14 protein-coding genes are annotated in these 10,674 nt (G+C 71.8%); 5 read left to right on the top strand and 9 right to left on the bottom strand.

Going from position 1 to position 10,674, the window contains the following annotated elements; all coding sequences use genetic code 11:
• Positions 1–54 precede the first annotated feature (54 nt).
• The gene (locus DW297_RS14190; protein ID WP_136033502.1) at positions 55–624 is read left to right on the top strand and encodes an alpha/beta fold hydrolase; all 570 of its coding nucleotides are present in this window, start codon (positions 55–57) and stop codon (positions 622–624) included.
• A 49-nt stretch (positions 625–673) separates the two neighbouring features.
• Here DW297_RS14190 and DW297_RS14195 read toward each other — a convergent pair whose 3' ends face one another.
• Together DW297_RS14195 and DW297_RS14200 are read right to left on the bottom strand one after the other, a co-directional pair.
• Positions 674–973, bottom strand: a complete 300-nt coding sequence (locus DW297_RS14195; protein ID WP_136033504.1) for a Fe-S cluster assembly protein HesB — start codon at positions 971–973, stop codon at positions 674–676.
• Positions 974–1,079: 106 nt separating this feature from the next.
• On the bottom strand, positions 1,080–1,568 hold the full coding sequence (locus DW297_RS14200) for a GNAT family N-acetyltransferase (RefSeq protein WP_205814405.1): 489 nt from the start codon (positions 1,566–1,568) through the stop codon (positions 1,080–1,082).
• Between the two features lie 119 nt (positions 1,569–1,687).
• On the opposite strand from DW297_RS14200, the gene DW297_RS14205 reads away from it, so the two are divergent.
• Positions 1,688–2,239 (top strand): Dps family protein, encoded by a 552-nt coding sequence (locus DW297_RS14205; protein WP_136033507.1) that lies wholly within the window; start codon positions 1,688–1,690, stop codon positions 2,237–2,239.
• A gap of 58 nt (positions 2,240–2,297) precedes the next feature.
• On the opposite strand, the gene DW297_RS14210 is transcribed toward DW297_RS14205, so the two are convergent.
• A complete protein-coding gene (locus DW297_RS14210) occupies positions 2,298–2,822 on the bottom strand; it encodes a DUF6328 family protein (protein ID WP_136033509.1) in 525 nt (174 codons plus the stop codon).
• Between the two features lie 81 nt (positions 2,823–2,903).
• Here DW297_RS14210 and DW297_RS14215 point away from each other — a divergent pair, with 81 nt between their 5' ends.
• Positions 2,904–3,107 carry a hypothetical protein gene (locus DW297_RS14215; protein ID WP_136033511.1) on the top strand — a complete coding sequence of 68 codons (204 nt, stop codon included), beginning with the start codon at positions 2,904–2,906 and terminating at the stop codon, positions 3,105–3,107.
• A gap of 22 nt (positions 3,108–3,129) precedes the next feature.
• Here the strand turns inward: DW297_RS14215 and DW297_RS14220 are convergent, their stop codons facing one another.
• Both DW297_RS14220 and DW297_RS14225 read right to left on the bottom strand, forming a co-directional pair.
• Positions 3,130–3,705, bottom strand: a complete 576-nt coding sequence (locus DW297_RS14220; protein ID WP_136033513.1) for a 1-acyl-sn-glycerol-3-phosphate acyltransferase — start codon at positions 3,703–3,705, stop codon at positions 3,130–3,132.
• Positions 3,706–3,727: 22 nt separating this feature from the next.
• Complete coding sequence (locus DW297_RS14225) at positions 3,728–4,339, bottom strand: carboxymuconolactone decarboxylase family protein (protein WP_136033515.1); 612 nt, start codon at positions 4,337–4,339, stop codon at positions 3,728–3,730.
• 125 nt (positions 4,340–4,464) lie between these two features.
• On the opposite strand from DW297_RS14225, the gene DW297_RS18990 reads away from it, so the two are divergent.
• Positions 4,465–4,611: a hypothetical protein gene (locus DW297_RS18990; RefSeq protein WP_168387113.1), complete on the top strand. Its 147-nt coding sequence runs from the start codon at positions 4,465–4,467 to the stop codon at positions 4,609–4,611.
• A gap of 29 nt (positions 4,612–4,640) precedes the next feature.
• Here DW297_RS18990 and DW297_RS14230 read toward each other — a convergent pair whose 3' ends face one another.
• A complete protein-coding gene (locus DW297_RS14230) occupies positions 4,641–6,116 on the bottom strand; it encodes an MDR family MFS transporter (RefSeq protein ID WP_136033517.1) in 1,476 nt (491 codons plus the stop codon).
• A gap of 167 nt (positions 6,117–6,283) precedes the next feature.
• On the opposite strand from DW297_RS14230, the gene DW297_RS14235 reads away from it, so the two are divergent.
• Positions 6,284–8,413 carry an ABC transporter ATP-binding protein gene (locus tag DW297_RS14235; RefSeq protein ID WP_136033536.1) on the top strand — a complete coding sequence of 710 codons (2,130 nt, stop codon included), beginning with the start codon at positions 6,284–6,286 and terminating at the stop codon, positions 8,411–8,413.
• Between the two features lie 17 nt (positions 8,414–8,430).
• On the opposite strand, the gene DW297_RS14240 is transcribed toward DW297_RS14235, so the two are convergent.
• The 3 genes from DW297_RS14240 to DW297_RS14250 form a co-directional block, all read right to left on the bottom strand.
• Positions 8,431–9,204, bottom strand: coding sequence for an SDR family NAD(P)-dependent oxidoreductase (locus DW297_RS14240; RefSeq protein WP_136033519.1), 774 nt, complete (start codon positions 9,202–9,204; stop codon positions 8,431–8,433).
• Between the two features lie 25 nt (positions 9,205–9,229).
• On the bottom strand, positions 9,230–10,174 hold the full coding sequence (locus DW297_RS14245; protein WP_342589030.1) for a glycosyltransferase family 2 protein: 945 nt from the start codon (positions 10,172–10,174) through the stop codon (positions 9,230–9,232).
• 22 nt (positions 10,175–10,196) lie between these two features.
• Positions 10,197–10,674: aminotransferase class V-fold PLP-dependent enzyme (locus DW297_RS14250; protein ID WP_136033523.1), on the bottom strand; the 478-nt coding region annotated here is incomplete at its 5' end.

Here is a 10,674-nt window from a genome sequence, read left to right on the forward strand (position 1 = left end):
GCGTGGACGACCGCCTGCGTCCCTGACACCGACGGCACGAGGAGACCGACGCCGATGACCGACACCCAGATCTTCGAGCCAGACGGCCGCGCCATCCCCTTCGTGGACGAGGGCGACGGACCCGTCAAGCTGGTGCTCATCCAGGAGCGCGACCTGGCCGCCGACGTGCTCGGTGTCGTGGGGCACTACCTCGCCGAGGAGGCCGGATTCCACGTGCTGCGCATCGGCCACCGCGCGGACGGCGTCGACGCCTCGCTCGACGACCGCGTGGCGGACGCGCTCGCCGTGATCGACCACGTGGGCCTCGAGGACACCTGGATCGGCGGGCACGGCTTCGGAGGCACGGTCGCCCGCTCCTTCGCCGTCGCGCACCCCGACCGGGTGAACGGGTTGGCGCTGCTGGGGGTGGAGGACGTGGAGGTTCCGCTGGCTCCGGTGATCCCGGTGCTGCTGATCCAGGGGACAGACGACACGGAGACCCCGGAGACGAACGCCGAGCGCCTGCAGGCCGCCGCTCCCGAGCGTGCGAGCATCAAGCGGATCGACGGCGGCGGCCACCTCTTCCCCATGACGCACCCGATCGAGACCGCCGTGGTGCTCGAGGAGTACCTCGACTGGGACTGAACGCACGGATGCCGCGACCGAGTCGGCCGCGGCATCCGGAGTCCGTGGGTCAGGCGACCTGCGGGAGCACCGCGAAGGAGACGGAGCCCTCGTCATCGACTCCCGCGTCCAGGATCTTGTCGTCGAGAGCGGCCGCCGCCGCATCGTCGAGGAACAGGCGTGTTCCCTGGATCTCCACAACCTGATCCGCCGGTTCCGGGTCGGCCGTCACGGCGACGGCGAGGTGCGCCGCCCCTGCGTCATCCTGAGCCGGGGCGGAGTGGATCCGCAGACCCGCGTCCGGCGCGTCGTTCTGTCGACTCACGAGGGTCGAGACGATGGCGGTGGCGTTGTCGGTGAGGGTGAGCACGAAGCTCTCCTTTCCGGTCGGGTCGTGCCGCGGTCGCGACACGTGCTTCCACGATCCCCGTCACCGCCGCGAGCCTCCACCCCCTTGCGTCATCCGAGCCTCGCGTTTACTCTCGCAGCCGCTTGCGCAGGAACACCTGCGCGGTGCCGTCCCCGTCGGGCACGCGCTCGTGCTCGACGTAGCCGCACGACTCATACAGCCGGATGTTCGCCTCGCTGAGGCTTCCCGTGAACAGCTCGGCGACTGGTGCCCGCGACGCCTGCTCCGCGGCCTCCAGCAGCCGGCGGCCGATGCCCTCGCCCTGCATGTCGGGCGCGATGGCGATGCGCCCGATGAGCAGCAGGTCGTCCTTCTCGACGTACCGGATCGCGCCGACCAGCCGTCCGTCGATGCGAGCCGTGAAACCGGACTCGGACCTCAGCTCGGCCTCCAGCTCCGCGAGCGTCTGGGTCAGCGGCGGCATGTCCACGCTGCCGTAGATCGCCGCTTCCGACACGAAGGCCGCGCGCTGGACGGTCAGCACCTCGCCCGCGTCGGCGTCGCTGATCGGCGAGATCACGATCTCGGGGCCCTCGTTCTGTTCGGTGCTGGTCACGCTTCCGCCTCTCTCTGCGTCCGGGGGACTCCGCCACGTTCGACCGTGAGCCCGGCGAGTGTCAACCCCCTCGATCCGGCGAGGCGCGGGCGGCTACGGTCGCGGAAGGAGGTCACACCATGGCAGACACCAAGACGAAGAAGACCGGCGGCGCGAAGAGCGGCGCGAGCACGCGGGCCAAGACCACCCGGCAGCAGAACGCGGAGAAGGGGTTCACCGCTTCGCCCACGCTCGCCGCGAACCTGCAGGCGGTGCTCGTCGACCTGATCGAGCTCTCGCTGCAGGGCAAGCAGGCGCACTGGAACGTCGTGGGCAGGAACTTCCGCGACACGCACCGCCAGCTCGACGAGATCATCGAGGACGCGCGCACGTTCAGCGACACCATCGCGGAGCGGATGCGCGCGCTGCACGCGGTGCCGGACGGTCGCAGCGCCACCATCGCGAAGACCACCACGCTGCCCGAGTTCCCCACCGGCGAGGTCTCGACCACCGAGACGATCGACCTCGTGACCGAGCGGCTCGAGGCGACGGTGGCCACGCTGCGCGGGGTGCACGATGACGTGGACGAGGAGGACCCCACCTCGGCCGATCTGCTGCACGCCGTGATCGAGCGCCTGGAGCAGTTCGCCTGGATGGTGAGCGCCGAGAACCGCAGCCCCGCCGGCCGCTGAGGACCGGAGTGGAGAGCCATCGCCGTCGCCGTCGCGCACCCGCGCGCGGCGGCGGCGATCAGGTGTCGGCGCGAGCCCTCGCACGCGCGCGACGCAGGAATCCCGGCAGCGCCATCCACAGTCCCGTGACCAGCACGAGCGCCGCGATCAGCGCGACGAGTCCGGCGGTGCGGTTCACGGTGAAGTCGACGATGAGCGTCGTGACACCGATCGTGAGCGCACCGATCACCACCAGGTCCACCTTCACGATGCGCGCCGCGATACGGACGAGCTCCGGCTTCTGCCGGGTGCCGAACAGCGCCCGGTGCATGCCGACCGGAGCGAGGGCGAGGATGGTCGCGATCGCGGCCAGGGCCACCAGCACCACGTACAGATCGCGCTGCAGCTCGTCCATGTCGGTGAAGCGCGGCTGGAACGCCACGGCGAGCAGGAACCCGGTGAGGATCTGCGTGCCGGTCTGCATCACCCGCAGCTCCTGCAGCAGCTCATCCCAGTTGCGGTCGGCGCGCTCATTCGGGGTCTCGTCACGGCCGTCGTCGCGGTCATCCCGATCGTCCGGGCCACGGCGTGCATCTGCTGTCATAGCCTCAGTCTCGTGGCGCGGCTTCGGTCGTGTCCAGAAGGTTGCGTCCCGGCTCGCCGCCCCCTTTCGAAAGGACTCGAAATGACGCTTCCCCCGATCGACGAGTGGTGGCCGGAGCTGTCCGACGACGCGCGCCGTGCGGTCATCGGCAGCGGCTCCCGGCACCTGGACGAGGATGTGCGCGAGGAGATCCGGGAGATCACGGGCGCCGTGGTCGGCATGATCGAGACGCTGTCCGAGGACGACCTCGCGTACGCGCGGAAGCACGCGCCGGACGACGAGTGAGCGCGCGGGAGACCCGGGGCGGTCAGGCGCTCTCGGTCTCCTCGCGCAGCCGCGGCTCGGTCCGCCGCTCGGGACGGACGCCGTGCTTGTCGGCGTAGAACGCGCGGATGCGGTCCATGTCGACGGAGACGTCGCCGGTCAGTTCCATCGTGGGGCCGAGTCCGGTCGTCATGGTCGCGCGGTCCACGAAGCCCAGGGTCACGGGCATGCCGGTCTCCCGTGCGATGCGGTAGAAGCCCGACTTCCAGTACGCGTTCCCGCCGCGGGTGCCGTCGGGCGTCACCACCAGGCCGAACACCGTGCCGGCGTGCACCTGCGCGACCACCTCGCCCACGACCCTCGCTGGGTCGGCGCGATCCACGGGGATGCCGCCGAGGCGTCGCATGATCGGGCCGCGCCAGCCGTGGAACAGGCTCTTCTTGCCCAGCCAGTGCACGTCGATGCCGAGCCGCCAGGCGATGGCGAGCATCAGGACGAAGTCCCAGTTGGAGGTGTGCGGGGCGCCGATCAGCACGGTGGGGCGGTCCGGCGCGCGGCCGCCGGCGAGCGTCCAGCGGCTGAACGCCCAGAACACGCGGGCGAGGAGTCGTCTGAGCATCCGTCCACGCTAGGGGAGCGGCCTATCGATCGGCTGGCGGTGCAGAGCCATCGGTCCGCCTCGCCGCGGTGCCACCGGTCAGGGCTTCGGTGACCGCGACGCTCAACCCCGGCATCGGATCCACCGGCACAGCGAGGGCCTGCAGCGCCCGGCTGAAGTAGTTGCGCGCCGCCGCGGCGAGGGTGATGTCGACGAGCTGCCGGTCGGAGAACCCCGCGTCGCGCAGGCGCTGCGAGTCGGCGTCGGTCATGGCCTCCGGCTCGCGGGAGAGCCGCTCGGCGTACCGGATCACCGCCTGCTCCGCCGGGTCGAAGGCGCTGTCGTCGCCCTCGCCGAACGCGGCGAGCCCGGCCTCGTCGACCTGGCCGATGCGCACCGCGCGGCGTCCGTGCGCCAGGAGGCAGTGCGGCGACCCGATCGCGCGGGCGGCGCCGAGCGTGGCCGCCTCGTACACGCGGACGCCGATCGACGGCACCACCGCGTGGACGAGGGCCTCGAAGGCCGCGTAGGCCTCCGGGTTCACGGCCATCGCCTGGGTGTGGGCGAAGACGAAGCCGTCCTCAGCGATGTCGCTGTCGTACATGGCGGCGACGGGACCTTCGGCGGTGGCCGCCATCGGGGTGCGGATGATCATGTCGACTCCCTCGTCCGGGCCCCCCGGAGGGGCGTTGACCCGCATCACCCGGAAGGATACGCCCGACCGCGCACCGCGGGTAGGGCCGCGGAGCCGCCCCTCTCCGGCGGGCGTACCATCGAAGGATGACCGAGAAGACGCCGCGCAACGCCGAGCAGGAGACCGCGCCCGTGCTGCAGCCGCTCCCCGCCGCGCTCGAGGTGCTCGACGGGGATGCCGTCGGCTTCTGCAGCAACGGCGTCTGCCACCTCCCCGCGCCGTCGACGCGGTAGGCGACAGACGCCGTCACACCCGAGCGGTGTCAGTGGCCCCCGTGGCCGGCCTCACCGGCATCGTCGGCGGGCTTGCGCACGAACGGGCTGAGCGCCACCGCCGCGAGCGAGATGATCGCCGCGATGAGGAACGCCATGCGTGCACCGGGTGCCCCCGCGACCGCCCGCGACAGACCCTCGTCTTCTCCCGCGTGCAGGATCGCCGAGTACGTGACCGTGAGCAGCGCGACTCCGGCGGCACCGCCCACCTGCTGCAGCGTGTTGAGGACGGCCGAGCCGTGCGAGTACAGCGACCGGTGCAGCGAGCCCAGCGACGAGGAGAACAGCGGGGTGAACGACATCGCGAGTCCGACCGACATGGCCGCCTGCACGATGATGAGCAGCCACCACACGGTGTGCTCGCCCACGGTGGAGTAGAAGAACAGTGCCGCCGAGACCAGGACGGTGCCGGGGATGAGCAGCGGGCGCGTGCCCTTCGCGTCGTACACGCGGCCCATGACCGGACCGAGCAGGCCCATCAGGACGGAACCCGGGAGCAGGATCAGCCCCGACTCCAGCGCCGTGAGACCCGCCACGTTCTGCAGGTACTGCGGGAGCAGCGTGAGCGTGCCGAACATCGACAGCGCCAGGATGGTCATGATGATCACCGCGAGCGAGAAGTTGCCGACGCGGAACACCCGGAGGTCGAGCAGCGCGTCGTCCACGCGCTGCAGCACCAGCTGACGCCACACGAACAGCGCGAGCGACACGGCGCCGACCGACAGCGCGATCACACCCGCCGTGCCGCCGGAGCCGCCCTCGCCGCCGAACTGGCTGAGTCCGAACACGATGCCGCCGAAGCCGAGCGCCGCGAGCGGGATCGACAGCACGTCGAGCGGAGCCTTGCGGGTCTCGCCCAGGTTCGTCATCCACTTCACGCCCATGCCCAGCGACACGAGGGCGATGGGCAGCACGATCGCGAACAGCGCCCGCCAGTTGAACGCATCGAGCACGGCGCCGGCGAGCGTCGGGCCGATGGCGGGGGCGAGCGAGATCACGAGGCCGACCCGGCCCATCATGCGGCCGCGCGACTGCGGCGGCACGACGTTCATGATCGTCGTCATCAGCAGCGGCATCATGATGCCGGTGCCCGCGGCCTGGATCACCCGGCCGACCAGCAGCACCGAGAAGCCGGGCGCGACCAGCGCGACCAGGGTGCCCAGCGAGAAGGCCGTCATCGCGGCGATGAAGACCTGACGGGTCGTGAAGCGCTGCAGGATGAAGCCGGTCGTCGGGATGACGACCGCCATGGTGAGCATGAAGGCGCTCGTGAGCCACTGCCCGAGCTCGGGCGGGATGCCCAGGTCGGTGTTGAGGTGCGGGATCGCGATCCCCATCGTGGTCTCGTTGAGGATGGCGACGAAGGCCGCGACGAGCAGGAGCCAGATCACGCGCATGTCGCGGCGGGGGATCTCACCGCCCTGTGCGGGAGGCGTCGAGATGGAGCCGGTATCGACGGCAGACATGGGCGGCCTCCAGGGCATCGAGGGGGAAGGAAGGCGCGAGAGTTCGCAGGAGTCACTCAGCGTAACGGGTGCCGCGGACATTTCATTCCGATCCCTGTGATATCCGCTCAGGGCGGAGATCCGCGGGCGGCGACGTCGGCGCCCGTGGGTACGCTTGCGCCATGAGCATGGGCGGTATGGGCGGCGGGCCACGGGCCGGGTTCCGCGGGGTCGACGAAGAGGCCCAGCGCCGCCAGAACGCCGAGGCTCCGCGCATCGAGGGCCTGGGCAGCCGCGTGGTCGCGCTGTTCAGCACCTACCGGTGGCGCATCCTCGTGACGGGCGTGCTGGTGGTCGTGGGAGCGGGCATCGCGGTCATCCCGCCGCTGCTGGTGCAGCGCATCTTCGACGACGCACTCTTCCCGGTCGACGGCGGCGGCCCTCACCTGCAGCTGCTGGCCTGGCTCGTGGGCGCGATGGTCGCCCTGTTCCTGCTCTCGGCCGGACTCGGCGTCGTGCAGACGTGGCTCACCGCGACCGTCGGCAACAGCGTCACGGGCGACCTGCGGGTGCGCCTGTTCGAGCACCTGCAGGCGATGGAGCTCGGGTTCTTCACCCGTACCAAGACCGGGGTCATCCAGTCGCGCCTGCAGAACGACGTCGGCGGGGTGTCCGGCGTGCTCACCAACACCGTCACGAGCATCCTCGGCAATGCCGTCACCGTGATCGCCTCGCTCGTCGCGATGATCCTGATCGACTGGCGCCTCACCCTGATCGCGGTCGTGCTGATGCCGTTCCTCGTGCTCGTCCAGCGCCGCGTCGGCCAGGTGCGGGCGCGCATCGCGGGGGAGACGCAGGAGTCGCTGTCGGAGCTCACGTCGATCACGCAGGAGACGCTGAGCGTGTCGGGCATGCTGCTCTCCAAGGCGTTCAACCGGCAGCGCACCGAGTCGGAGCGCTACCAGGCGGAGAACCGCAACCAGGTGGTCCTCCAGGTGCGCCGCGCGATGAGCGGTCAGGGCTTCTTCGCGGTCGTGCAGGTGATCATGGCCAGCGTCCCCGCCGTCATCTATCTCGTGTCCGGGTTCTTCATCGCGGGCGGCACCAGTGCCATCACCGCAGGCACCATCGTGGCGTTCACGACGGTGCAGGCACGGCTGCTCATGCCGCTGATGGGGCTCATGCGCGTCTCGCTCGACCTGCAGACGTCGTCCGCCCTGTTCGCGCGCATCTTCGAGTACCTCGACCTGGTGCCGGAGATCACCGACGCGCCCGACGCGATCACGGTCGACCGGGCGCCGGGGCCGCGCGGTCGCGTGGAGTTCGCCGACGTGGTGTTCCGCTACCCGGATGCCGCGCCCGACGCCCGACCCACGCTGCACGGCGTGTCGTTCGTGGCGGAGCCGGGGCAGCACGTGGCGTTCGTCGGGCCGTCCGGGGCGGGCAAGACCACGATCATCTACCTCGCACCGCGCCTGTACGAAGCCACGGAGGGCACCGTCCTGTTCGCCGGCGCCGACGTGCGCACGCTGCGGCAGGAGTCGATCATCGACGACGTGGGCATCGTGTCGCAGGAGACCTACCTCTTCCATGCGACCATCCGCGAGAACCTCCTGTACGCCAAGCCGGACGCGACCGAGCAGGAGCTGATCGCCGCCTGCACCGCGGCCAACATCCACCACATCATCAGCGGGTTCGAGAAGGGCTACGACACCGTGGTCGGCGAACGCGGCTACCGGTTGTCCGGCGGGGAGAAGCAGCGGATCGCGATCGCGCGCGTCCTGCTCAAGGACCCGCCGGTGCTGCTGCTCGACGAGGCGACCTCGGCGCTCGACACCGTATCGGAACGCGTCGTGCAGGAGGCGCTGGACGAGGCGGCGAAGGGACGCACGACCCTCTCGATCGCACACCGGCTGTCCACCGTCATGGGCGCCGACGTGATCCACGTGATCGATGCCGGCCGCATCGTCGAGTCCGGTACGCACGCCGAGCTGCTGGCGCAGGGCGGGCTCTACGCCGAGCTCGCGGCGCAGCAGGTGGCGGCCTCGCGCGTGCTCACCGTCGAGGCGGAGATCGAGGAAGACGACGCGGGGGAGCCCGCGACCGGGGGCGTGCGGGCGGCGCTCGACGCCCGCCGTGCCGACCGCGCACCGGACGACGCGGCTGCGGCGGACGCCGTCACCGCACTCGCGACCGCGGCTCCGCTGATCACGCCGTCCGCACCGACCGCGGCTCCGCTGATCACGCCGTCCGCACCGGCGGCGGCCACCGGGGTCACGACGCCCGACCCCGACGAGTCCGCCCTCCCCGAGGCCTGAGCGCCAGGGGGGCGGCGTCAGTGCACGGACAGGCCGCCGTCCACGAACAGCGAGTGCCCGGTGACGTAGGCCGAGCCCGCACCGGCGAGGAACACCGCGGCGCCCGCGAAGTCGCTCGGTAGTCCGTTGCGTCCGATCATGGTGCGCGCGGCGAGGGCCGCGATGGTGTCGGGGTCCTGCTGCAGCCGGGCGTTCAGCGGGGTGAGCACGAACCCGGGCACCAGGGTGTTGCTCGTGACCCCGGTGCCGCCCCAGGCCTCGGCTTCGGAGCGCATGAGCGACTCGACCGCGCCCTTCGACGCGCCGTACACTCCGCTGCCCACGAAAGCCCGGTGCGCCTGCTGCGAGCTGATGTGGATGAGCCGTCCGTAGCCGCGGGACGCCATACCCCTCGCGTACCGCTGGCCGAGCAGGAACGGCGCCAGCGCGTTCACCGTCATGGTCGCGTCCCAGTCGTCCTGCGTGATCTCGGCGTAGGGCGGCCGGAGGTTGATGCCCGCCGAGTTCACCAGGACGTCCGGCTCGCCGAACGGCTCCGCGGCCGCGGCGGCCACGGCGTGGATGCCGTCGCGCGTGCCCAGGTCGCCGACGACCCCGGCCGCGCGGGCGCCGTGACCGCGCAGCTCCTCGACGGTCTCGCGGATGCGCTCCTCGCCACGGGCGACGATCACAGTCGCGGCGCCCGCGCGGGCGAGTGCGGTGGCGATGCCGCGACCGATGCCGGAGCTGCCGCCGGTCACCACGGCCGTGCGACCGTCGAGCGAGAAGAGCGAGTCGAGGTAGGCGTTCATGCGGGCGGCCTTTCGGGGGTCGGGCTCACCAGCTCAGGGCGTCGGCGAGCGCGGGATCGGGAGCGGCGTCGGCGAACTCCGGCAGCGCCCGCAGCTCGGCCAGGAAGGCCTGCACCTCGGCCTCGTACGCCGAGTCGGGGTGCGTACGGGCGATGTCGAGCAGGGGAGGGACGTCCATCGCCAGGATGAGGTCGAGGCGGGCGGTGACGGCGGCGTGCTCCCCGGCGGCGTGCAGCACCGCGATCCCGCCGCGGAGGGCCGTGAGGTAGTCGCGGAGCACGGGGAGCTGGGCCTTGCTCTGCGTGATGGACGTGCCGTCGGCCCTGACCCGCCACTCGACGACGACGTCGGGGATGACGTCGAACGCCCCGGCGCGGGTGTACAGGGTCTGCGCGACGACCTGGTCCTCGTAGGCGACGCCCTCGGGGAAGCGGAGGTCGGTCCACAGCGGGGTCCTGCTCACCTTCGACCACGCGACGATGTTCGACGCGGCCGCGGGGTGCTCGGCGAGCGTGGTGCCGCGCCGCTCGGGGGCGGTGGCGGCGGCGACCCACGGCTGCACGCGCCCCGCGACGTAGCGGTCGCCCTGCCACCGCGACCGGACGTACGCGCCGGCGGCGAGGTCGCTCCCGGTCTCCTCGAGCGTGCCGAGCAGCCGGGCGAGCGCCGTGGGGCGCAGTTCGTCGTCGGCGTCGAGGAACCCGGTGTACGGGGTGTCCACGAGCGAGAGTCCCACGTTGCGCGCGGCACCGAGGCCGCGGGAGGCGGCGTGACGCATCGACGTGAACCGCGGATCCGCGGCCGCGGCGGCGTCGAAGATCGCGCCCGTGTCGTCGGTCGAGCCGTCGTCGATGAGGATGGCACGCCAGCGTCGCTCGGTCTGCGCGCGCAGCGAGTCGAGCGCGGCGGGGGCGAAGGCGGCGATGTCGCGTCCTGGCACGACCAGGGTCACGAGCGGGGCGTCGGTCACCAGCCGAGTCTAGAGCCGCAGCTCATCCGCGGACGGCGTCCACCGAGGCGGCGACGAGGGCGGCGAGGCGCTCCGGCGCGTCGTCCGGAAGGGGGGCGCGCCCGAACGTGAAGCGCACCGAGGTCTGGGCGACCGCGGGGTCGACGCCGCACGCGAGCAGCACGTGCGACGGCTCGTCGCTGCCCGCCGCGCACGCGGAGCCGCTGGACGAGATGACGCCGCGCCGCTCCAGCTCCAGCAGCACCGCCTCGCCGCTCACCCCCGCGATCGTGAAGCTGGCCGTGGCGGGCAGACGGCGCACGGGGTCACCCGTGAGCGCTGCCTCCGGCACCCGCCGCAGCACCTCGGCGATGAAGCGTCCGGTCGCGGCGCCGATCCGCGCCCCCGCGACCTCGCGTTCCCGTTCGGCGAGGTCGAGCGCGGTCGCCAGGCCCACGGCGCCCGCGACGTCGGCGGTGCCCGAGCGGCGCCCGCGCTCCTGTCCGCCGCCGTGCAGCAGC

The sequence above is a fragment of the Microbacterium sp. PF5 genome, from assembly GCF_004794315.1.
Classification (GTDB): domain Bacteria; phylum Actinomycetota; class Actinomycetes; order Actinomycetales; family Microbacteriaceae; genus Microbacterium; species Microbacterium sufflavum.